This is a genomic window from Bradyrhizobium sp. LLZ17 (assembly GCF_041200145.1).
In the GTDB taxonomy this organism is placed as follows: domain Bacteria; phylum Pseudomonadota; class Alphaproteobacteria; order Rhizobiales; family Xanthobacteraceae; genus Bradyrhizobium.
Genome location: NZ_CP165734.1, coordinates 6,601,372 through 6,622,771 on the forward strand (window position 1 = coordinate 6,601,372; position 21,400 = coordinate 6,622,771).

18 protein-coding genes and 1 pseudogene are annotated in these 21,400 nt (G+C 64.5%); 14 read left to right on the forward strand and 5 right to left on the reverse strand.

Annotated features, from left to right (window positions below):
- Positions 1 to 111 precede the first annotated feature (111 nt).
- Positions 112 to 915: a hypothetical protein gene (locus AB8Z38_RS31710; protein ID WP_369721528.1), complete on the reverse strand. Its 804-nt coding sequence runs from the start codon at positions 913 to 915 to the stop codon at positions 112 to 114.
- 895 nt (positions 916 to 1,810) lie between these two features.
- On the reverse strand, positions 1,811 to 3,217 hold the full coding sequence (locus AB8Z38_RS31715) for a DHA2 family efflux MFS transporter permease subunit (protein WP_369721529.1): 1,407 nt from the start codon (positions 3,215 to 3,217) through the stop codon (positions 1,811 to 1,813).
- A 197-nt stretch (positions 3,218 to 3,414) separates the two neighbouring features.
- On the opposite strand from AB8Z38_RS31715, the gene AB8Z38_RS31720 reads away from it, so the two are divergent.
- The 3 genes from AB8Z38_RS31720 to AB8Z38_RS31730 all read left to right on the forward strand — a co-directional run bounded on the left by AB8Z38_RS31720 (position 3,415) and on the right by AB8Z38_RS31730 (position 5,188).
- A complete protein-coding gene (locus AB8Z38_RS31720) occupies positions 3,415 to 3,723 on the forward strand; it encodes a hypothetical protein (protein WP_369721530.1) in 309 nt (102 codons plus the stop codon).
- A gap of 19 nt (positions 3,724 to 3,742) precedes the next feature.
- Entirely contained in the window at positions 3,743 to 4,633 is an 891-nt protein-coding gene (locus tag AB8Z38_RS31725) for a sigma-70 family RNA polymerase sigma factor (RefSeq protein ID WP_369721531.1), read from the forward strand.
- A gap of 393 nt (positions 4,634 to 5,026) precedes the next feature.
- Entirely contained in the window at positions 5,027 to 5,188 is a 162-nt protein-coding gene (locus tag AB8Z38_RS31730; protein ID WP_369721532.1) for a DUF2934 domain-containing protein, read from the forward strand.
- Positions 5,189 to 5,817: 629 nt separating this feature from the next.
- On the opposite strand, the gene AB8Z38_RS31735 is transcribed toward AB8Z38_RS31730, so the two are convergent.
- Both AB8Z38_RS31735 and AB8Z38_RS31740 read right to left on the reverse strand, forming a co-directional pair.
- Positions 5,818 to 6,126, reverse strand: a complete 309-nt coding sequence (locus AB8Z38_RS31735) for a hypothetical protein (protein WP_369721533.1) — start codon at positions 6,124 to 6,126, stop codon at positions 5,818 to 5,820.
- A 408-nt stretch (positions 6,127 to 6,534) separates the two neighbouring features.
- A pseudogene (locus AB8Z38_RS31740) lies at positions 6,535 to 7,038 on the reverse strand (ABC transporter substrate-binding protein); the annotation flags it as partial.
- Between the two features lie 307 nt (positions 7,039 to 7,345).
- Here AB8Z38_RS31740 and AB8Z38_RS31745 point away from each other — a divergent pair.
- Positions 7,346 to 9,667 carry a molybdopterin guanine dinucleotide-containing S/N-oxide reductase gene (locus tag AB8Z38_RS31745; RefSeq protein WP_369721534.1) on the forward strand — a complete coding sequence of 774 codons (2,322 nt, stop codon included), beginning with the start codon at positions 7,346 to 7,348 and terminating at the stop codon, positions 9,665 to 9,667.
- Between the two features lie 91 nt (positions 9,668 to 9,758).
- On the opposite strand, the gene AB8Z38_RS31750 is transcribed toward AB8Z38_RS31745, so the two are convergent.
- Complete coding sequence (locus AB8Z38_RS31750; protein ID WP_369721535.1) at positions 9,759 to 10,337, reverse strand: TetR family transcriptional regulator; 579 nt, start codon at positions 10,335 to 10,337, stop codon at positions 9,759 to 9,761.
- Between the two features lie 154 nt (positions 10,338 to 10,491).
- Here AB8Z38_RS31750 and AB8Z38_RS31755 point away from each other — a divergent pair, with 154 nt between their 5' ends.
- The 10 genes from AB8Z38_RS31755 to AB8Z38_RS31800 all read left to right on the forward strand — a co-directional run bounded on the left by AB8Z38_RS31755 (position 10,492) and on the right by AB8Z38_RS31800 (position 21,391).
- A complete protein-coding gene (locus tag AB8Z38_RS31755; protein ID WP_369721536.1) occupies positions 10,492 to 11,958 on the forward strand; it encodes an MATE family efflux transporter in 1,467 nt (488 codons plus the stop codon).
- A gap of 145 nt (positions 11,959 to 12,103) precedes the next feature.
- Positions 12,104 to 12,886, forward strand: coding sequence for a MetQ/NlpA family ABC transporter substrate-binding protein (locus AB8Z38_RS31760; protein WP_369721537.1), 783 nt, complete (start codon positions 12,104 to 12,106; stop codon positions 12,884 to 12,886).
- Between the two features lie 392 nt (positions 12,887 to 13,278).
- Positions 13,279 to 14,313 carry a putative FMN-dependent luciferase-like monooxygenase gene (locus tag AB8Z38_RS31765; RefSeq protein ID WP_369721538.1) on the forward strand — a complete coding sequence of 345 codons (1,035 nt, stop codon included), beginning with the start codon at positions 13,279 to 13,281 and terminating at the stop codon, positions 14,311 to 14,313.
- A 33-nt stretch (positions 14,314 to 14,346) separates the two neighbouring features.
- Positions 14,347 to 14,964, forward strand: a complete 618-nt coding sequence (locus AB8Z38_RS31770; RefSeq protein WP_369721539.1) for a CMD domain protein — start codon at positions 14,347 to 14,349, stop codon at positions 14,962 to 14,964.
- Complete coding sequence (locus AB8Z38_RS31775; RefSeq protein WP_369721540.1) at positions 14,961 to 15,536, forward strand: alkylhydroperoxidase domain protein; 576 nt, start codon at positions 14,961 to 14,963, stop codon at positions 15,534 to 15,536. The genes AB8Z38_RS31770 and AB8Z38_RS31775 overlap by 4 nt, the downstream gene beginning before the upstream one ends.
- 61 nt (positions 15,537 to 15,597) lie before the next feature.
- Positions 15,598 to 16,755 (forward strand): ABC transporter substrate-binding protein, encoded by a 1,158-nt coding sequence (locus AB8Z38_RS31780; protein WP_369721541.1) that lies wholly within the window; start codon positions 15,598 to 15,600, stop codon positions 16,753 to 16,755.
- Between the two features lie 51 nt (positions 16,756 to 16,806).
- Positions 16,807 to 18,630, forward strand: a complete 1,824-nt coding sequence (locus AB8Z38_RS31785) for an ABC transporter permease (protein ID WP_369721542.1) — start codon at positions 16,807 to 16,809, stop codon at positions 18,628 to 18,630.
- Positions 18,630 to 19,481, forward strand: a complete 852-nt coding sequence (locus AB8Z38_RS31790; RefSeq protein WP_369721543.1) for an ABC transporter ATP-binding protein — start codon at positions 18,630 to 18,632, stop codon at positions 19,479 to 19,481. Before AB8Z38_RS31785 ends, AB8Z38_RS31790 begins: the two co-directional genes overlap by 1 nt.
- A complete protein-coding gene (locus AB8Z38_RS31795) occupies positions 19,478 to 20,218 on the forward strand; it encodes an ABC transporter ATP-binding protein (RefSeq protein ID WP_369721544.1) in 741 nt (246 codons plus the stop codon). The genes AB8Z38_RS31790 and AB8Z38_RS31795 overlap by 4 nt, the downstream gene beginning before the upstream one ends.
- A 96-nt stretch (positions 20,219 to 20,314) precedes the next feature.
- Positions 20,315 to 21,391, forward strand: a complete 1,077-nt coding sequence (locus tag AB8Z38_RS31800; RefSeq protein WP_369721545.1) for a HoxN/HupN/NixA family nickel/cobalt transporter — start codon at positions 20,315 to 20,317, stop codon at positions 21,389 to 21,391.
- The last annotated feature ends 9 nt before the right edge of the window (positions 21,392 to 21,400 follow it).

Sequence of the window (21,400 nt, forward strand, 5' to 3'; positions counted from 1 at the left end):
TCAGATCAACAAGGGACCTGTGACGATCAAAGCGCAGCGGCCCAGTCTTTTTGCGAGCTCAAACCGCTAGCAATTTCGCAACGAGACAGTCTTCCAGCGCTGTGCTTCGAACTAAATCGGCATCGTTCTCGCGTCGAGCCCAAGAAGACCATTAGACGAAAAACCTGTGTAGGGGCGCCAATTGTTCCTAGTCTGTTCTTGCGAAGAACGCAAATCGTAGGTAGCGTCGCAGCCTATCAACCAAGCGTTGAGATGCGGGAGTGGCCGCGACAGCCCAACACGAATATGTACCTTGTCGCACTCCTTCAGGTCAGCTCTTAACCCCGCCAGACCGGCGTTTTTCCACCGTGTTCGAGCAGCGAGCGCCGGAACCGATAAGTCGAAGACTTGCGTGCCGATGGTCACCTTAGCCCGTAACTTGGGCCTGTTGGGATCATAGTCGTTTTCATAAAAGCTCAGCTTGGACGCGGGTATTTCTACAGCACCCAAAGAGCGTACGTTCTTGCCCGCTAGGACGTAGGCTTTCCCGGAAGCAGGTCGGATCAATTCATTGTCGAAGGCAACCTCCAACCCGGGGGAAACGCTCCCCGCCGCTGCTGTAGCTAGCGCCGGAACACTCAAGGTTTCAAGGATGGTGAGGGGCTGCGCGAGGTTGACGATGCGATCTTCCGTAGCATGTGGAAATGGAAAGTTTGGATCTGCGGGGTTCGCTGTAAAGCGAACGACATTTCCTACATCGAAGGCCCGACCGGGGCCGGCATATTGGCCGCTCCAGAACCGGGACGATTCGACAGCGACATTAGCACCTGGAGGCTCAGGGCGTATCATACGGCCCGAAACTCGGTCCCATCCCGCGACACAAAACAAATCCCCATAACTCGTTACGTCCGTAACAATCAAATCACACTGCGCCATCGCTGAAACCGCCGAACATGCCGTTAAAATCAACTATCGGTAGCATTGTTCATTCAAAGGTTGAACTAGTAATCCGTCTACCTTCGTACCCGTCGGGCAAAACACCCAGCACCCGTCAACCCCTCCCCACAAAAACATTCCGCTTTACCGAAATTCGGTTTTGACGTATGTGTCGCTCGTCCCGGCTCATCCTTGAGGGGCGATCTCGTTGTCGTCTTGATTGCGAGTCGGGCTTGCGATGGACGCGGCAGCGTCGGCACGAGATGGTGCGGGCAGGGCGGGTAGTCCCTGTGAGCCCGCAACCGCGTGCGGACGAGCGGCGCTGCTAGGCTTCGTCTCGCCCGTAAGTTTCCGGCTTCGTCGACACGGCCGGGAAAACTGCGGCGAAATGGCGGGCCGTGCGTACGGCAAAACCGTGTGGTCCTGGCCGTCGTTGCTACGGTCAAGCTGTCGCGGAGGTGTGTGCGAGCCCAACCGGGCGGACAGCATCATCCAAATTCGCGAGGCGAGGGAGGCCAGCAGGAACTCGGCTCCCGGGAGAGCACGGCATAAGCCGTCCAACCATCGCGCAGGGAAGGCCGAGTGATTGGCACCACCTGTATGCTGCTGTGCGGTTTCCTTGCGCTACATTTTCGCGCAGCGGACCGCGGGTGCGAGGTCAGCACCCGGCCTTCTCTGCGCCCTCTTGGATTTGAGGGTGAAGTGACCAGGCAAAGCTCGGGCGAAACGCGCCGCGAGAGTGCGAAAGCGTGTCCCGCGGCTTGCAATGCGTGTCAGAGGACTGCGATCCCTTCCACCAGAGGTCGTTTTCATTTGAGAATGACGTTTCATGATCGGAAAGAAGGATGGCGGCACAAGGCGCTGCGCCGATCACGAAACTCTATCGTCGCGAGCGTCACGCATCTTGCGGCGCGGCTGCGCCGACCGTCCGTCGCCGTGCCGGCAGGAAACACCCCGCAATCGCGCCGGCCAGCGACACCGTTGCTGCAAGACTCATCGCCGCAGCAAATCCGCGCTCGAAATGCGCGGCGGAATCGACCCCACCGTTGGCCGAGAAGCTCGCCACCAGCGCGGCGATGCCGAACATGCCGCCGAGGAAGCGGCTCATGTTGAAGATGCCGGACGCCTTGCCCATTTCGGCCACCGCGACCGAGCTCAGGATGGCGTTCTGTGCTGCCGGCATCGCCATCGAGACGCCGACACCGGCCAGCACCAGCGGCGCGACCAGGGCGGAGTAGGCAATCGTGGGGCTGACGATCTCGGCGATCCAGCCAAGGCCGATCGCTTGCATCAGCAAGCCCGTCACCACCAGCGGCCGCTCGCCGAATCTGTTGACGACCGCGCCGGCGATCGGGGCGGTCACGAACAGTGTCGCCGTCCAGGGCAGCAGGCGAACTCCGGCGCCGAAGGCGTCGAAGCCCAGCGTGGTCTGGAGGAACTGCGGCAACAGGAACAAGACGCCATACATCGCGGCGTAGAACAGGACGCTTGCGGACATGCCGGAGGCAAGCGCCCGCGATGCGAACAGCCGCATCGGCACCATTGGCGCGGTCGCGCGCAATTCCCGGAGCACGAAGCCGGCTGTGAACACCACGCCTGCCATCAGCGTGGCCATGATTTCGGCGCTCGCCCACCCCACGGCGTTGCCGCGCAACAGGCTCCACACCAGCGCCAGCGCCGCAAGCGCGACGAGCGCCAGTCCGGGGATGTCCAATGCGGCCGCCGGGCCGAAGCTTTCGCGCAACCGTGCCAGCACCAGGGCGATCGCGATCAGGCCGATCGGCAGGTTGATCCAGAACACCCAGCGCCAGCCGAAATGTTCGGTGATGAAGCCGCCGATGGCGGGCCCGATGATCAGCGCGCAGCCGGTGATGCTGCTGAAGATGCCGAGCGCGCGGGCGCGCTCCTCGCGGCCGAACGTGCCGCTCAGGATCGCCATTGCGAGCGGCATCACCAGCGCAGCGCCGGCGCCCTGCAGTGCGCGGGCGGCGATCAGCGCGGTGGCACTGCCTGCGAGCGCACAGGCCGCCGATGCAACGACGAACAGGGCGATGCCGGACGCGAACATGCGGCGGCGACCGAATCGGTCGCCGAGCGCGGCGCCGGTCAGGAGCAGCACGGCAAAGGTCAGGTTGAAGGCGTTGACGGTCCATTGCAGCGTCTCGACCGGGCTGCCGAATTCGGCGCGGATGGCCGCGAATGCCGTCGTGATGATCATGGCGTCCAGCGCCATCATGAAGGATGCCAGCGCGGTGACGCCAAGCACCCAGTTCTGCGCGGCGCGATTGGTCGGGGTCTTCATTGCCCTGTCTCCGTGGTTCGCGCCGCCCTGTCGCGGCGCGTTCTGCGGGGTAGACGAGGCCGGAGCCGCAAAGGATGCGCCCAAAAATAATTTCTCTCGGACCGCATCCTTCGCCGGCCGGCAAACGTCCTAGGGGTGATGCGGCCATTTGCGCGATTTTGAGCGAACCAGGTCGCGACATGAGCAAGGAGCGCGCGATGAGAAGGACGTTGATCAGGTACAAGGCCAAGCCGGAGCTGGCCGATCGGAATGCCGAGCTGGTTTCGGCTGTATTTGCGGAATTGAAGGCGGCCGGGCCCGACGGCGTGCGCTATCTGACGCTGCGGCTGGAGGACGACACCTTCATCCATTTTGTCGAGGCCGCAGCCGAGGACGGCTCGAGCCCGATCCCGAAGCTCAAGGCGTTTCAGGCATTCCAGGACGGCATCCGCGATCGCTGCGCGGAGCCGCCGCTGGTTCGTGACGTGAGGATCGTCGGCAACTACCGTATGCTGGATGAGTCCTGACAGGCGAGACGGAGGAGCTATGGCGCCAGACCCGCTGGCCACCGTCGATATCGAAGCCCTGGTGGCGCGGATGCGGCCGAAGCTGCATCGCTACTGCGCGCGCATGGTCGGCTCGGTCATCGACGGTGAGGATGTGCTGCAGGACGCGCTGATCAAGGCGATGGAAGCGCTGCGATCGGTGACGCCCGTCGTCAATACGGAGGGCTGGCTGTTCCGCATCGCGCACAACACCGCGCTGGATTTCCTGCGTCGCCGAAACCGGCAGGAGGCGCTGCATTCGGCTGAGGAGGTGGAGATGATTGCCGACCAGCTCGATGATGTGGAAAGCCGCCAGATCGCTGCGACCAGCCTGCGCACGTTCATGCGGCTGCCGGTGGCGCAGCGGTCTAGCGTGATCCTGATGGACGTGCTCGGCTGCTCGCTGGCCGAGGTCTGCGACATCATGGATTTCAGCCTGCCGGCGGTGAAGGCCGCGCTGCATCGCGGACGCACGCAACTGCGTGAGTTCGCCGGAGAACCCGACGATGTGCAGCAGCCGGGCCTGTCGGACGCCGATCGGACGCGGCTCAATGCCTATGTCGGCTATTTCAATGCCCGCGACTTCGACGCGATCCGCGGCATGATCGCCGACGACGTCAGGCTCGAGCTCGTCAACCGCACCAGGCTGAAAGGCAAGGCCGAGGTGTCGAACTACTTCGGCAATTATTCGAAGGTCAGCGACTGGCATCTCGTGACGGGGCAGGTCGAGGGACGTCCCGCGATCCTGGTGTTCGATCCGAATGAGCCGGGCGGGCGGCCGAAATACTTCATGCTGCTCGACTGGTCCGCCGACAAGCTCGCCACCATCAGGGATTTTCGTCACGCAACTTATGTTGTCGACGGTGCGGAGTGCGTGGTGGATCCAGGGTGAGTTCGCCTTTCACATCGGAGCAGACGTCGCTTGACCAGAAGAACGCCGTGGCTGGGTTGAGCGGTCTCCCGCTACCATCTCTTCAAGCGCTTGCCCGCAAATCCACTGGCTCTCCGAAGTCCACCGGCTGACTGGTATCTCAAGCAACCCTCAATCGAGGTCATGCGCCCGCCGCCCCAAATGGTGGGCTCACGCGCACACGGGCGCGTTGATTTGAGCAACGGCCTGTTCGGAAAGTGGCTTCGCACTTTTCCCGATCGCTTGGAACTCTCGCGCCAGATCAAGGCTTGAATCCCCGGGCCAGCGTCGCCGCCGATGGCTGGCCTGCACGGTCCCGCCCCCAAGCCCCCCATACCCCCCAGGGTGGGGCCGTGCTTCACAGCAGGTGATGCAATGCCCGAGCCGACCGAACAGGCCATCAGAGAACGCGCGCACCGGCTGTGGGAGCAAGCGGGCAAGCCGGAAGGCCGCGAGGACGAGTTTTGGCAGGCGGCCGAGCAAGAGCTGCGCAATGAGGATAATTCGAATCCCATGCGGACGCCGGATACGCTGTGACCAAGAAGTGCCCATTCTGCTACGGTCTGGGATGGGTCTGCGAAAACCATCCGCTCCGACCCTGGAGCGAAAAACTAGGTGGCTGCCGCTGCGGGGCCGGGATGCCTTGCACCTGCAACACGACGGAAGATCCCGAGATCAGGGCGGTCATTGTGGAAGCCGATACCACTTGGCATTGACAGCATCGGCGTTGGAACCGCCCCAGCACCCCGAGTGATTCAAGGTCGCTGCTACCCGCGGAACGGACTGGTGCCGCCATGCCGGCAAACCAGTCGCCTTCTCCATGCCGTCTGTGGAACCGAGGCGGAGGCGAGCGGCTTCAGCCGTCCCGTTTCCCGGCAGAGAAAAAGCCGCCGAGTTCTTCACCCTGGCGGCTTCACAAGTCCGTAGCTGTTGATCGCCTTCCCAGCCTGGTGCGTACCGCCGTTACCTTGTTCGCGGCCATGCGCAGTCCTTCTAGGCGAAGGCACCTGATTCTGCTGTGACCTGAAGCACACAATCAAAGACCATGCTCCGAGCTGCGTGAGAACTGAGATCGGCCAATTGATCTCGCGTCTTGTCCGCGAAGGACGTGAAAGCGGCGCGGCCAAAACCGACCGCGCCGCTTCCGCTTTGCAGCATTGGCTGCATCAATACTCGTATTGTGGCGCGTAGGCCGGCGCGCCCCAGCCAGGCTCGTCATATCCATAGGCGCCATAACCCTGGCCGCCGTAGCCATAGCCGCTGGTGTGGTGCCAGCTTCCGAGGCGATTGCATTGGCCGACGCCTGCCATCAGCTGGCCGCCGTTCATCGCGGGACCGGCCACACCAACGGCGTTTTCGCTAGACGGGGTGCACCAGCCCGGCCCGCGCCCTGCGGCAAGCGTAGGACTTGAGGTCGCGAGCGGCAAAACGAGGGCCGTCAGGGCGGCCGCGCCCACGAGTTTCAAGCGCGTCATTGTTGTCTCCATTGTTGTTTGAGTTGACAGCGACCCAATCCCGGCGACGGCGAGCCGTTCCCAAGGAGACAATCGCGATTTCGGGAGCAACAAGGGTTTCAGCGGGGTTCGGAACACTCGGAGCCGCTTTCGTCACTCTGCGCTTCTCTCCCTCAACTCCGATACCAACTCCCCAAATTCCACGTCGTCACGTCCCATCCCGAGATATCCGCCATCAGGTCGTTGACCGCGCCGCCGACGATGTTGCGCGAGAGCAGCGGCACCAGCACGTTGGTCTCGCAGAAGATCTCGTTGACCTTGATCAGCAGTGCTGCGCGCTTGACCGGATCGAGTTCCTTCTGCGCGGCCTTGTAGGCCTTGTCGGCCTCGGGATCGGACCAGCGCGAGACGTTGCGCCGGAGCCATTTGCACGGTGCGCGCCGCGGAGACCGCGTCGCCGCCACCCTTGAGTTCAAGTGTATCGAAATGCGGCTGGTTGCTGACGTGATAGTCGGGGTTGCGTTCGGCTCGGAGCATGTCGCCCGGCCTGAACTCGACGAACTTGTAGGGACCGGTGCCGACCGACTTCAGATTGCCCGGCGCATCGCGCGACTTCGCGCCGGCATAGTCGCCAAAATGATGCTTTGGCAGGATCTGGCCGACCGAGCCGACGAAGGGGTCGGCCCAGAACGGCGTCGGGTCCTTGAAGATCACCTTGACGGTGTGGTCGTCGATCTTCTCGACGATGATGTCCTTGTAGGATCCCGTGGTGTACGCGGCGTTCGTGAGATCCGCTGCGTAGGCCCAGGTAAAGACGACGTCGTCGGCGGTGAACGGCTTGCCGTCATGCCATGTCACGCCCTGCTTCAGCTTCCAGGTCACGCTCGTGCCGTCCGCAGCAAGGCCGCCGTGCTGCCTGGTCGGGACCTCGGCGCCTCATCCCCTGCCTCGCCGCGAGGCGACCTGATCCTTGGTCGACGATTCATCGTGCTCCGTCATTGCGAGCGCGACGAAGCAATCCAGAGTCGTTCCGCGGAGCGATTCGGGATTGCTTCGCTGCGCTCGCAATGACGATGTTGAGGCCGTGCGCCTTCAAGGGCTGCGATGTGCGCGATGCCGCTATGCTCTCGGTCTTGAACGCCGGTAATGCGTTGCCCTTCGGCAGCCCCGCTCATTATATTGTCGCGTTGTTTGCGGCCGGAGCGGCCTGCGCGGCGCTTCCTGCGATGAGGACCACGCGATGGATGATACGATTGGCTTTCCCGACCCTGGCCTCGATCTGTCGGACGGCTTCAAGCCGCATACCTCGCATTGGGGCGTGTTCTCGGCCCGCAACAGCGCGGCCGGGCTCGAGGTCCGGGCTTATGCGGGCGATCCCGATCCGAACGGCATCATCGACAATTTTCCCGGCGCCTTGCGCCACCAGGCGCGCATCGCTCAGCCCGCGATCCGCCGCGGCTGGCTCGAGCGCGGCCCCGGTCCTGACGATCGCCGCGGCCGCGACGAATACGTCTCCGTGAGCTGGGAGAAGGCGCTCGATCTGCTTGGCGACGAGCTGGCGCGCATCCGCGATACGCGCGGCCCCGGCGCTGTGTTCGGCGGCTCCTACGGCTGGTCGAGCGCAGGACGCTTCCATCACGCGCAGAGCCAGGTGCATCGCTTTCTCAACATCGCGATGGGCGGTTATGTGCGGTCGGTGAACTCCTATTCCTCGGGCGCGTCCTCGGTGCTGCTGCCGCAGATCCTGGCGGGCTACGAAGACATCACCAAGCGCAACGTCACCTGGGAGCAGATCGCGACCGAGACCGAAATCGTGCTCGCGTTCGGCGGCATGGCGCTGAAGAATTCGATGGTCGCCGGCGGCTCGATCAGCAAGCATGTCGAGCGTGGCGCGATGGCAGCGGCGCGCAAACGCGGCTGCGAGTTCATCCTGGTGAGCCCGCTGCGAGACGATCTTCCGGCGGAAGCCGGCGCCGAATGGATGACATGCATTCCCGGCACCGACACGGCGCTGATGCTCGGCATCGTCCACACGCTTGTCACTGAGGCCCTCCACGACCAGGCCTTCCTCGATCGCTACACCGAAGGCTGGCCGGTGTTTTTGCGTTATCTCACCGGTGAGGGCGATGGCCACGCCAAGGACGCCGCATGGGCCGCCGCGATCTGCGGCGTCAATGCGGACGCGATCCGCACGCTCGCGCGCCGGCTTGCCGGCAAGCGCGCGCTCATCACCGTCTCGCATTCGCTGCAGCGCGCCGAACATGGCGAGCAGCCGGTGTGGATGGGCATGGTGCTGGCGGCAGCGCTCGGCCAGATCGGCCTTCCCGGCGGCGGCTACGCCTATTCGTTGGGGGCGATCGGCTATTACGGCCGCCGCGTCAACGACGTCCCCGGGCCGACGCTAGGGCAGGGCCGCAACGCCGTCCGCGATTTCATTCCGGTGGCGCGCATCGCCGACATGCTGCTCAATCCCGGCAGCACCTACCGCTACAATGGCGAGACGCGCACCTATCCGGACATTCGCCTGGTCTATTGGGCCGGCGGAAATCCGTTCCATCACCACCAGGACATCAACCGCTTGCGCAAGGCGTTCGCGAAGGTGGACACGCTGGTCGTGCACGAGCTGGCCTGGACCGCGACGGCGCGGCACGCCGACATCGTGCTGCCCTCGACCATGACGCTCGAGCGCGAGGACATCGGCTATTCCAGCAACGATCCGCTAATGGTCGCGATGCACCGCATCGCCGAGCCGTTTGGGCTGGCGCGCGATGATTACGACATCTTTGCCGATCTCGCCGATCGTCTCGGCGCCCGCGAGCCCCTCACCGAAGGCCGCACGTCGAGAGAATGGCTGCAACATCTCTATGAGCCGACCCGCGCTTCGCTCGCGGGGCGCGGCCTTGAGGCTCCGAGCTTCGATGAATTCTGGCAACGCGGCAGCCTCGTGGTGCCGCAACAGCCTGACGACGGCGGGCGGCTGCGCTCTTTCCGCGATGATCCCATCGCCCATCCGCTGCCGACGCCGAGCGGACGCATCGAGATCTTTTCGACGAAGATCGCGGCGCATAACGATGCCGATTGTCCGGGCCATCCGGTCTGGCTCGACAAGAGCGATGTGCCGAAGCCGGACGCGCCGTGCTTCCTCGTCGCCAACCAGCCGGTGACGCGCCTGCACAGCCAGCTCGATTTCGGCGGGCATTCGCTCGCGGCAAAGCACCGCGGCCGCGAGGTCGCGCGCATGAACCCGCGCGATGCCGAGGTTCGCGGCATCAAGCATGGCGACATTATCCGCCTGTTCAACCAACGCGGCGCCTGCCTTGCCGCGGTGAACGTCACCGACGCCATTGCGCCAGGCGTGGTGCAGCTTCCCACCGGTGCCTGGTACGATCCGATGGATCCCGAGGACGAGGCGCCGCTCTGCGTTCACGGCAATCCCAACGTGCTCACCCGCGACATCGGCACATCGTCCTTCGCGCAAGGCTGCACCGGCCAGCTCACGACCGTGGAGGTGGAGAAGTTCACCGGCAATCTGCCGCCGATCCGGGCTTTCGATCCGGTGTAGGGGAACGAATGATACGATCGGCGCTTGCTGCCGCCGCAATCGATAGCTGCGCAAGACCAGCGAACGAAGCCCGACAAATCGTTGCGTGATGCTATCGCTGCGCGCCGGCGAGGGCGACCGCGGCCTCCACTGCATTCTCCAAAATCTCGTCGGATAATTGTCTGTCGTCGACCGCACGTGCCAGTTGCAGCGCGCCGACCATCGTCGCGTAGATCGTGATCGCCTTGCGCCGTCGGTCACGGGCCGAACCCGATGGAATCTGCTCTGCCATCAGCGCGATGACGTCGGACATCTTCGTGGTGAAGGCGTTACGCGTCGCCTTCGGATGTCGCGCGATTTCGGCGGCGAGCGCAGCGGTTGGGCAACCGGTTCCCGCGTTGTCGCGGTGTCGCGTCGAGAGGTACTCACGGATGGTGGTTTCGATCGCGACACCGTCTTCGAGATTGGCCTTATGCCGCTCTTCGCGCCGGGTGAGCGCTTCGGTCAGCACCTCGCGCACCAGATCCTCCTTGGAGGCGAAGTGCGTGTAGAAGGCGCCATTGGTCAGCCCTGCCGCCGACATGATGCCCGCGAGGCCGACCGCGGCGATGCCGCTCTCGCGGAACTGCGCGGAGGCGACATCGAGAATGTGCCGGCGCGTGTCGTCCTTGCGTCCCTTGTCGTAGCGCATCCGTCCGGACCCCTCCTGCGGCACGGGTTGAGCCCGCGGCCACGGGATCGTGAGCGACTTGTCTATTGCATTACGGTCATAATAATGAATTATGATCGTAATGCAATAGCGCCCTGAGGGGCGGCAGCTTTCGGGAATAACAGGATCGTAACGCATGTCAGTCGAGGACGTCGCTGCATCGCCATTGTCCGTCGCGCAGCCCCTCGCGCGCGCGGCAGCTCCGGTTCGGTCCGCCACGCCGGCGGCTCAAGGCCCAAGCGACCGGACGCGCGCCGCGCTGCTGACGGCGCCGATCCTGCCGACGCTGCTCAAGCTGGCGCTGCCGACAGTGACCGTCCTGGTGGCGCAGACCGCGGTCAACATCGCGGAAGCCTATTATGTCGGCTATCTCGGCACGGATGCGCTGGCCGGTGCCGCACTGGTGTTCCCGATCTTCATGCTGATGGCGATGATGTCGAATGGCGGGTTCGGCAGTGGCGTCGCCTCGTCGGTGGCGCGCGCGATCGGCGCCGGCCGCCGCGAGGATGCGGAGGCGGCACTGTTCCACGCCGTCGTGCTGGCGATCATCGCGGGCGGGCTCTTTACGCTGGGGGCAGTGCTCGGTGGCCCGGCGCTTTTCCGCACCCTCGGCGGCCGTGGCGGGGCGCTCAGCGCCGCCATCACCTATTCCAACTATCTGTTCGCCGGTGCGATTCCGGTCTGGATCGTCAATCTCCAGGCGGCCGCATTGCGGGGCTCCGGCAACGTCAAGGTGCCCGCGCTGGTGACCCTGATCGGGGCGATTGTGACCATCCCGGTCTCGCCGCTTTTGATTTTCGGCTATGGGCCGGTCCCAAGCCTCGGCATCGGCGGCGCCGGCATCGCCTTCGGCCTCTATTACGGCGCGGCGATGCTGTTCCTGCTGCGCTACATGTCCACGGGAGCGTCCGGCCTGACGCTGCGCATCGTGCGGTTGCGTGCGAGAGTTTTCGCCGACATGCTGAAGGTCGGCATCCCCACCGCGCTCAACGCGGTGCTGAGCAATCTCACCGTCATTCTCGTCACCGGCGCGGTCGGCCTGTTTGGGACCTCAGCGCTTGCAGGTTACGGCATCGCCTCGCGGCTCGACTATATCATGATCCCGCTGCTGTTCGGCATCAGCACGGCGACGTTGACCATGGTCGGCGTCAACATGGGCGCAGGCCAAACGGCGCGTGCGCAAAAGATCGGTTGGGTCAGCGGCGTCGCCGGCATGATCATGACGGGCACGATCGGCCTCCTGGTCGCGATCTTCCCGACCGCCTGGCTCAATCTGTTCACCCACGACGCAGAGGTCGTGAACGAGGGCATGACGTACCTGCGCATCGTGGCACCGGCCTATGCCGCGCTCGGCTTTGGTTTCGTCACGTCCTTCGCCGCGCAGGGCACCGGCCGCGCAATGGGTCCGCTGGTTGGCGCGTTCGCGCGGGTCCTGATTGCGGCCGGCGGCGGCTGGATTGTGGTCGCGGGCTTTGGCGCGGGAATGACCGGCCTCGCCACCATGGTCACGCTGTCATTCGTTGCCTACGCCGGGATCTGCGTGATGATGATGCTGTCGCCATCGACCTGGCGCGCCGATCAACGCGCCTCGCGCGGGTCGTGATCCTGGACTTGTTTCCCATTTGACGGCCAACGGAGAAAGGTCGCCCGCCGCGGGCGACAAATAGGAACTTTCTTTTCATTGATTTCGCACTCCGGGCGGAGGAAGACGGTCCCAGTCGTTGTTACAGCTGCCACGGAGACCCAAGATGTCGTTTCGTTCCGCCCTGATCCTCTCAACCGTGCTCGCCGCATGGTCGGCTGTAGCTTCAGCCGAGACCATCAAGATCGGCGTGACACCGGGGCCGCATGCGCAGATCCTGGAGGCTGTGAAGCCGGTCGCCGCCAAGCAGGGTCTCGATATCCAGCTCATCGAGTTTTCCGACTATGTGGTGCCGAACGCGGCACTCGATGCCGGCGATATCCAGGCCAATTCATTCCAGAACCAGCCCTATCTCGACAACCAGAAGGCTGACCGCGGCTACAAGATCGAGTCCGTCGGCCTGACGGTGAATTTTCCGATCGGCGTCTACTCGAAGAAGCACAAAGCTTTCGCCGACATTCCCGACGGCGGCAAGGTCTCGATCCCCAACGACCCGACCAATGGTGGCCGCGTGCTGCTGCTCCTGCGCGACAAGGGCGTGATCAAGCTGAAGGACGGTGTCGGCTTCAAGCCGACGGTGCTGGACATCAGCGAGAATCCCAAGAAGCTGAAGTTCATCGAGGTCGACGCCGCGCAGGCGCCGCGCGCGCTCGATGACGTCGATGCCGCCGCGATCAATACCAACTATGCGACGCAGGCCGGACTCGATCCCGTGAAGGACCCGATCCTGCGCGAGGATCCGAAGGGCCCCTATGTCAATTTGATCGCGGTGCGCACCGCGGACAAGGACAAGCCCTGGGTCAAGATCCTGGTCGACAGCTATCACACGCCCGAGGTGAAGGAGTTCGTCCTGACCAAGTTCAAGGGCGCGGTGCTGCCAAGCTGGTAGGGCGGGACACGCGCGTCGGCGGGGCGGGTTGCACGAGATCGGATGCCGCTTGACCGTGGGCGTAGAAACGTTGTCTGCCCAGGGCTACAAATTTGAACGTTCATTTCATTGATTTCGTCCGCCGGGCAGGAGAAGACCGTCCCGTTCGGCCGCGGCCGCGAGCAGCAAGATCGGTGTTAGATTGTGATCGAAGGTTATGACACGCGCAAGATGAGGAAGTTCGCTCTGGCCAGCTTCAACGCGCGATCGCGCCCCGTTGGTAGGCAGATGGCCTGCCGTCCTCCGATGCAACGAGCCCGGGGACGTGGCAGCCTTGCGCATTGGCCGCTTGTCTCGGGCTGCGGCAACCGACATCATCTGGGCCGTGGCAATATCCGCCCGGCAGGGGTCGTATGAAACGCTTTGCAAAATTGAAAAGACTGGGGTTCTTCACGCGGCTGCTCGACGAGGCGCCGCCGGCCGAGCGCTATCGCTTTGCGGCCGAGCAGATCGTGCGTGCCGAGAAGGCGGGCCTGGATTCGGCGTGGATCGCCCAGCATCATTTTCACGAGCGCGAAGGCGGACTGCCGTCGCCCTTCACGTTCCTCGGCTATGTCGCCGCGCAAACCTCGCGCATCCGCCTCGGCACCGGCATCGTTACCCTGCCGTTGGAAAGTGCGGTGCGTGTGGCGGAAGACGCCGCGGTCCTCGATCTGCTTTGTGATGGCCGGTTCGAGCTCGGCGTCGGCACCGGCGGCAACCCGTCCGCTTTCGCGGCCTTCGGCCTCGACAGCGCCCAGCGCAACGAGATCTTTGCGCGCAATCTGGAGGTCGTGCGGACCGCGCTTGCCGGTAAGCCGCTCACCGGCGGCGACACGCTCTATCCGCAGCGGCCGCAACTGGACGGCCGGATCTGGCAGGCGACGTTCTCGGTGGCGGGCGGTGCGCGTGCCGGCAAGGCCGGCGACGGCCTGCTGCTGTCGCGCACCCAGCCGCGGACCAAGGATGCGCCGAATGCCACGCTCGCCGACATCCAAAACCCGGTCATCGATGCTTATCTGGCAGCGCTGCCGCCGGGCCGCGAGCCCCGCATCATGGCCTCGCGCACCATCTTTGTTGCCGACGACCGCCGCGAGGCGATGCGGCTCGCGGACCTTGGATTGCGGCGTGCGCTGCCGCAGTTCATGAAGAGCGGTCACCTTGCTCCGGGCGAGACGCTGGAGGAGATGATCACGGCCTTCGACACCCATGTCGGAGCGGCCGATGATGTCATCGCCTCACTGCGTGCCGACGCGACCTTGGAGCGGGTGACCGATCTGGTCTTCCAGGCCCACTCGGTCGATCCGCCGCATCCCTATATCCTGCGCTCGATCGAATTGGTCGCGGACAAGGTCGCGCCGGCGCTGGGCTGGACCAGGACGGCGTCCGATGTGGCGCTCGCGGGCTAGTCGGGATTCCACGGAATTGGTTGAGGCTGAAATATGAGTACCAAGGATATCATCGACACGCTCGCCGGGATCGAACCGGGCTCGAGCCTGGATGCCATCCGGGCGAAACGCGTGCAGGCGCGCGACAATGCGCAGAAGAGCTATCTCGCTCTGTTCGAGCCGATTGACGCCGGCGACTTCTCGCACGCGGAACGCGCGGTGGTTGCGCTCTTCGTCGCGGGTCTTCATGGCGAATCGCCGGTGACCGCCTTCTATCGGGCGAAGCTTGCGGCGAGCGCGAATGGCGCGGCTCTGGTCGAGGCGATCGAGGCCGAGATCGCGCATGGCAAGACGTCTGGACCATACGGCGCCTATCCGGCCGGACCTTTGTCGGCGGAGGACACGACCGGCTTGAACTATCGCGTGAGGGCAGAGCGCAGGCCGTTGCTTGGCGCAAGGCTCGTCGCGGCGCTCGAACATGCGCATCTCCTGGTGTTCCGGCCGCGCGACGCGGCATCGGCGGATATGAAGGCGCTGCTTGCCGCCGGCTGGTCGAACAGCGGCATCGTCACACTGTCCCAGCTCGTCGCGTTCCTGTCGTTTCAGGTGCGGGTCGTCAGCGGTTTGCGCACGCTTGCCGCGGCCAATGCGTATGAGAAGGCTGCATCATGAGCACCATCAATCCGCCCGTCGTCTTCACCCAGGACGAACTTGGCTGGGTGTCCTGGATCGACCCGCTGCCTGAGGCTGAGCTGACTGAGCGGCATTTCGCCGGCCTGGTCGATCGATCCCGTGCCAAATCGGAATATTTCCGGCTGCTCGTGCGTGATCCCGAGGTGCTGGAAGCCCGCACCAAGACCGACAAGGACATCTTCTACAACGTCGCCGACGGCCTGCCGCGCGCCGAGCGCGAGCTCGCGGCGGCCGCGACCTCGCGCTACAATGGCTGCATCTACTGCGCCTCGGTGCATGCGCGATTTGCCAGTACCTATTCCAAGCGCCGCGACGACGTGCAACGCTTGCTCGACGAAGGCGTTGGTGCCGATCTCGGCGAACGCTGGAACGCCGTCGTCAAGGCCTCGGTTGCGCTGGCCTCGACGCCGATCGCGTTCGGCCCCGACAACATCGAGGAATTGCGCCGCATTGGCCTCGACGATGCCGAGATCGTCGACGTCATCAACAGCGCGTCGTTCTTCAACTGGGCGAACAGATTGATGCTGTCGCTCGGTGAGCCGACAAAATAGGCATCTTCGCTGGCACAGAAATTGTCGCTTGTTTTCACCACCAAAGTAGATGGAGCCGTGCATGAGCAACATCAATCGCCGAACCCTGATCAAGAGCTCGCTTGCCGCCGTGCTGGCGGGAACAGCACTGTCGCGCGCCGCTGTCGCAGATAGCTCCGAGCCGATCCTGCTCGGCGTCAGCGGTCCGCTGACCGGGCCGAATGCGCAATATGGCACGCAGTGGAAGCAGGGCTTCGACCTCGCGCTCGACGAGATCCTCGCGGCCGGCGGCATCAACGGCCGCAAGCTCGCCTACAGCTTCGAGGATAGCCAGAGCGATCCGCGGCAGTCGGTGGCGATCGCCCAGAAATTCGTCTCCGATCCCAGGATCGTCATGGAGCTTGGCGACTTCTCCAGCCCGGCATCCATGGCGGCGTCACCGATCTATCAACGGGCGGGTCTGGTGCAGTTCGGGTTCACCAATTCGCATCCCGATTTCACCAAGGGCGGCGACTACATGTGGAGCACCTCGGTCAGCCAAGCCGACGAGCAGCCGCTGCTGGCGAAATATGCCGTGAAGGGCCTCGGCCTCACGAAGCTCGCGGTGCTGCACCTCAATACGGATTGGGGCCGCACCAGCCGCGACTATTTCGTCAAGGCGGCCAAGGAATACGGGGCCGAGATCGCCGTCACCGAAGGCTACATTGCGGAGGAGCGGGACTTCCGCTCCACGCTGGTCCGAGTCCGCGACGCCAACCCGGACGGGCTCATCCTGATCTCCTATTATTCCGACGGCGCGCTGATCGCGCGGCAGGCCCGCCAGGTCGGGCTGAAGCAGACGATGTGTGCGGCGAGTTCGGTCTACTCGCCGAAGTTTCTGGAGCTCGGCGGCGACGCCGTCGAAGACGTCCATGTCGGCACGCGCTATTTCCCGGAAGATCCGCGGCCCGAGGTGCAGAAATTCATCGCGGGCTTCAAGAAGAAGTACAACGGGCTCGAGCCCGACGCCTTCAATGCCTATGCCTATGACGCGATGAACATGGCGGCTGCCGTGGTGAAGATCGGCGGCACTGACCGCCGCGCCATCCGTGACGCCTTCGCCAAGGTCAAGGACGTCTCTAGCGTCATCTTCGGCACCGCGACGTTCGACGTCGAGAGCCGCCGCGTCAAGGGCGCGATGAATGCTGAGCTCGTCGTGCGCAAAGGGCAGTTCGCGCTTTGGGACGGCAAGCCGACTTGACATGATGGCCGGAGTGGCACTCCGGCCGCGCTCTCTTATTAGGACCATCGCGTGTCTTCCTGGCTCGACTACACGATCAACGGGCTGATCGTCGGTAATGTGTACGCCCTCGTTGCGGTCGGGCTCGCGCTGATCTTCGGCGTCAGCCGGCTGATCAATTTTGCGCAGGGGTCGATCTATCTCGTCGGCGCCTATATCGGCTGGGTGGCGGTGGTGCAGCTGCACACGCCGCTGCCGCTCACCATCATCGTGGTCGCAGTGGCGGCCGCGCTGGTCGGGCTGATCATCGAGCGGTTCGGCCTGCGTCCGCTCCAGAATTCGGTGCGGATCGCGCCGCTGCTGGCCACGATCGGCATCAGCTTCGTGCTGGATCAGCTCGTCATGCTGACGTTCTCGCCCAATCCGCGGGCGCTGCCGAGCCAGTTGCCCGATGTCCGCTTCCAGGTCGGTGGTGGCACGATCGGGCCGCTTGACCTGCTGATCGCGGGTGTCGGCATCACCAGCGCAGTGCTGCTGTTCGTTTTCCTGCGCTACAGCAAGCTTGGCTGGGCGATACGCGCCACGGCGCAAGACCGCGACGCCGCGATGCAGATGGGCGTCGACGTCAACCGCGTCAATCAGGCCGTGTTCGGCATCGCCGCCGCGCTCGGCGGCGTCTCCGGCCTGCTGGTCGGCATGTACTACAACCAGATCGACACCGCGATGAGTCTTCAGGCGACGCTCAAGGGCGTCGTTGCGGAAGTGGTCGGTGGCGCCGGCAATGTGCCCGGCGCCGTCGTCGGCAGCCTGCTGCTCGGCTTGGTCGAGAGCTACGGCGTCGCCGTGTTCGGCACCAGCTACCGCAATCTGTTCGCGTTCCTGCTGCTGGTGCTCGTGCTAGTACTGCGACCGAACGGCCTGTTCGCGAGCGCGCGGCAGGCGCCGCCGGAGCCGCTCACCGGCACCTTCATCGCGCCGAGCCGTCCCGTGCGCGTTCCGCGCTGGGCGTTGCTGGTCGCGGTCGGTGGCTTCGCGATTCTGCCGTTTTTCCCGGTGTCCTTCTACGTGCTCCAGACCCTGATCAATGCCTGGCTGCTCGGCATGCTCGCGCTCAGCCTCACGCTCGTCGCCGGAACGATTGGTCAGGTCTCGCTCGGACACGCCGCGCTGCTCGCGATCGGCGCTTACACGTCCGCACTGCTGTCACTGACCTTGTCCGTTCCCGTCGGTCTCGCCATCATCGCCGGCGGCCTGATGAGCGCCGCACTCGGTACGGCCCTGATCTCGCCGTCGTTTCGCCTGCGCGGGCATTACGTCTCGATCGCGACGCTCGCGATCGGCGAGATCGTCTCGCTGGTGATCCTGAATTGGGAAAGCGTCACGCGCGGTCCGATCGGCATTTCCGGCATCCCGCCGCTGTCGCTGTTCGGCTATGACCTGATCAGCGCCACGTCGATCTACTGGTTCAGCTTTGCTGTCATGGTCGTGCTGGCGTTGCTGCAAGCGCGTTTGCTCGGCTCGCATCTCGGCCGCAGCTTTCGCGCCATTCGCGACGACGACATCGCCGCGCGCGCCTATGGCCTCAGCCTGAACCGCTACAAATCGCTGGCCTTCATCTTCGGCGGATTCGCCGCCGGCGTCAGCGGCGGTATCGCGGCGCATCTGTATTCCTACATCAACCACGAGACCTTCAACACGCAGCAATCCATCCTGGCGCTGACGGTCGTGATCCTCGGCGGCCTCGGCAATGTCGTCGGCGCCGTAGTCGGATCGGTCGCGCTGGTCGGCTTGCCGGAAGTGTTCCGGATCGCCGCAGAGTATCGCATCCTGATCTACGGCATCGTGCTCCTGCTGCTGGTGCGGTTCAGGCCGCAGGGCCTGTTGGGGACGATCTGATGGCGGACACGTGCGCTGTACCGCTGTTGTCTCTCCGCGGGTTGACGCGCCGCTTCGGCGGCCTCACCGCTGTCGACGGCATCGACCTTGATCTCGCCAAGGGCGAGCTGATCAGCATCATCGGCCCGAACGGCGCCGGCAAGACCACCCTGTTCAATCTCGTCACCGGGCTCGACCGGCCCGATGCCGGCGATGTCGGCTTCGAAGGCCAGGATATCACCGGCCTTTCGCCGGAACGGCTGGCGGCGCGGGGGATCGCGCGCACATTCCAGCTCGGCCGCGTCTTCGGCAATCTCAGTGTCATGGACAACGTCCTGATCGGCGCCCACACGCGATTGCGCGCGGTCAAGCCGGCGGTGCCGATCATCGGCCCGCTGCTGGAGTTGGGCCTGGCGCTGCTACGCCCCGCCAGTGTCAAGGCGGAAGAGGAGCGGCTGCGGGAAGAGGTGAAAACCATCCTCTCGCGCTTCGGCGAGCGGCTGCTGCCGCGCATTGACCAGCCGGCCTACAGCCTGTCCTACGCCAACCGCCGCCGCGTCGAGATCGCGCGCGCGCTCGCCCTGAAACCGCGGCTGTTGCTGCTCGACGAGCCGACCGCCGGCATGAACCCGAGCGAGACCGCGGAGATGCAGGGCCTCGTCGCCGAGCTGAAAGCGGAAGGGCTGACCATTCTCCTGATCGAGCACAAGCTGGAGATGGTGATGCGCCTCTCCGACCGCGTTATCGTCATGGACGAGGGCAAGAAGATCGCGGAAGGCGCCGGTGAAGCGGTGCGTAACGATCCCAAGGTGATCGAGGCCTATCTCGGCCATGGCCTGTCGGGCGCAGCCGAGCAGGAGAGCGCGGCATGACGAGCTCATCTGCCGATCCGCTGCTGGTGCTTTCGAACGTCAACACGTTCTACGGCCAGGCCCAGGTGCATTTCGACCTCACGGTCAATGTTGCGCGTGGCCATATCGTCTGTCTGCTCGGCGGCAACGCCAGCGGCAAGTCGACGACCATGAAGATCATCCTCGGACTGGTGAAGCCACGTTCGGGCGAGGTCAGCTTCGACGGCGCCTCGCTGATTGGCCTCTCCACGCCGCAGATCGTTCGCCGCGGCATTGCCTCGGTGCCGGAGGCGCGGCGGCTGTTCGCGGACATGAGTGTGCGCGAAAACATCCTGATGGGCGCCTTCGTGCGCAACGACCGCGAAGCCATCGCGCAGGATCTCGAGCGGATGCTCGCGCTTTTCCCGAAGCTCGGCCAGCGGCTGTCGCAGCGCGCCGGCTCCCTGTCGGGTGGCGAGCAGCAGATGGTCGCCATGGCGCGCGCGCTGATGAGCCGGCCGCGGATGATCGTGATGGACGAGCCGACCATGGGCCTGTCGCCGCTCTATGTCGACCGCGTGCTGGAGTTGATCAGGACCATCAACCAGGAGGGCGTGTCGGTTTTCATGGTCGAGCAGAACGCCAGTCTCGCGCTCGAGATCGCGCATGAGGCCTACGTGCTTCAGACCGGCAAGATCGTGCTGTCCGGCTCGGCACGGGCGCTGAAGGACGATCCGCGCGTGCGCGACGCCTATCTTGGCGGGTCCGAAGCCGCCTAGCGGGAGCTCTGCGCAACCCCGTCCCGGCGGTCCGGGATTGCAGTAGCTAGTGTGATCATTCTATGGAAGGATCATGCCAATGTGGTGTCGGCAAGAATGGGGCGTGTGACGAAGTTGTCTTGGCGGGTGGTCAATCCCGGAACGGTGCTGCTGTTTGGTGGGCTCATAGCCGCTAATGTCGCCGCATGGGCCTGGGCGTTCGCGCTGTTCGCCGATCGACCCGCGGTGATGGCGACGGCGCTGCTCGCCTGGGTGTTCGGCCTGCGCCACGCTGTCGATGCCGACCACATCGCGGCCATCGACAATGTCGTGCGCAAGCTGATGCATGCGGGCAATGCGCCGCGAAGCGTCGGTCTCTACTTCGCGCTCGGCCATTCCACTGTCGTCGTGCTCGCGACCATGCTGCTGGCGCTCGGCGTGGTGAGCCTGGGTGGTGACAGCCTGCTCAGGGATGTCGGTGCCCTGGTCGGCACGTCGGTCTCTGCGCTGTTCCTGCTGGCGATCGCGGCGATCAATCTCGTCATCTTTGTTGGACTGTGGCGGATCTTTCGTCTCGCGCGGGAGCAGGGCGTTCGTGACTCGGCCCAGCTCGATGCGCTGCTCGCCGGCCGCGGTTTCCTGGCCCGCTTGCTCGGCCCGATGTTCCGCCTGGTGACAAAACCCTGGCACATGTTTCCGCTCGGACTTCTGTTCGGGCTCGGCTTCGACACCGCGACCGAGATCGGTCTGCTCGGCATTTCCGCCACTGAGGCCGCCCACGGCGCCTCGCTCGCCGATGTCCTGGTCTTCCCTGCTTTGTTCGCGGCCGGCATGGCGCTGGTCGACACCGCCGACTCGGTGCTGATGGTCAGCGCCTATCGCTGGGCGTTCGTCGATCCCTTGAGAAAGCTCTGGTACAACCTCACCATGACCGGTGCCTCCGTCGCGGTCGCGCTGTTCATCGGCGGCATCGAGGCGCTTGGCTTGATCGGCGACCGTCTCGGCCTGTCCGGCGGCGTGTGGACGCTGGTCGGCGGCCTCAACGACTCGCTCGCGAATGTCGGCTTCGCGGTGATCGCGCTGTTTGCGACCGCATGGCTCGTTTCGGTCGTGCTCTACCGCCGCATGGTTGCGGATAGCGGCCGTGGCGCGCCCGAAGTGCTGGAATGCGTCGATGCGACCGAGGCGGCTTGATAGGTCGCC

Bases quoted from the DNA above. Each gene is read 5' to 3' on its own strand.
- AB8Z38_RS31715 (WP_369721529.1), bottom strand. From the start codon at position 3,217: ATGAAGACCCCGACCAATCGCGCCGCGCAGAACTGGGTGCTTGGCGTC.
- AB8Z38_RS31760 (WP_369721537.1), top strand. From the start codon at position 12,104: ATGTCGTTTCGTTCCGCCCTGATCCTCTCAACCGTGCTCGCCGCATGG.
- AB8Z38_RS31720 (WP_369721530.1), top strand. From the start codon at position 3,415: ATGAGAAGGACGTTGATCAGGTACAAGGCCAAGCCGGAGCTGGCCGAT.
- AB8Z38_RS31780 (WP_369721541.1), top strand. From the start codon at position 15,598: ATGAGCAACATCAATCGCCGAACCCTGATCAAGAGCTCGCTTGCCGCC.
- AB8Z38_RS31745 (WP_369721534.1), top strand. From the start codon at position 7,346: ATGGATGATACGATTGGCTTTCCCGACCCTGGCCTCGATCTGTCGGAC.
- AB8Z38_RS31735 (WP_369721533.1), bottom strand. From the start codon at position 6,126: ATGACGCGCTTGAAACTCGTGGGCGCGGCCGCCCTGACGGCCCTCGTT.
- AB8Z38_RS31765 (WP_369721538.1), top strand. From the start codon at position 13,279: ATGAAACGCTTTGCAAAATTGAAAAGACTGGGGTTCTTCACGCGGCTG.
- AB8Z38_RS31775 (WP_369721540.1), top strand. From the start codon at position 14,961: ATGAGCACCATCAATCCGCCCGTCGTCTTCACCCAGGACGAACTTGGC.
- AB8Z38_RS31755 (WP_369721536.1), top strand. From the start codon at position 10,492: ATGTCAGTCGAGGACGTCGCTGCATCGCCATTGTCCGTCGCGCAGCCC.
- AB8Z38_RS31710 (WP_369721528.1), bottom strand. From the start codon at position 915: ATGGCGCAGTGTGATTTGATTGTTACGGACGTAACGAGTTATGGGGAT.
- AB8Z38_RS31750 (WP_369721535.1), bottom strand. From the start codon at position 10,337: ATGCGCTACGACAAGGGACGCAAGGACGACACGCGCCGGCACATTCTC.
- AB8Z38_RS31770 (WP_369721539.1), top strand. From the start codon at position 14,347: ATGAGTACCAAGGATATCATCGACACGCTCGCCGGGATCGAACCGGGC.
- AB8Z38_RS31730 (WP_369721532.1), top strand. From the start codon at position 5,027: ATGCCCGAGCCGACCGAACAGGCCATCAGAGAACGCGCGCACCGGCTG.
- AB8Z38_RS31800 (WP_369721545.1), top strand. From the start codon at position 20,315: ATGGGGCGTGTGACGAAGTTGTCTTGGCGGGTGGTCAATCCCGGAACG.
- AB8Z38_RS31725 (WP_369721531.1), top strand. From the start codon at position 3,743: ATGGCGCCAGACCCGCTGGCCACCGTCGATATCGAAGCCCTGGTGGCG.
- AB8Z38_RS31790 (WP_369721543.1), top strand. From the start codon at position 18,630: ATGGCGGACACGTGCGCTGTACCGCTGTTGTCTCTCCGCGGGTTGACG.
- AB8Z38_RS31795 (WP_369721544.1), top strand. From the start codon at position 19,478: ATGACGAGCTCATCTGCCGATCCGCTGCTGGTGCTTTCGAACGTCAAC.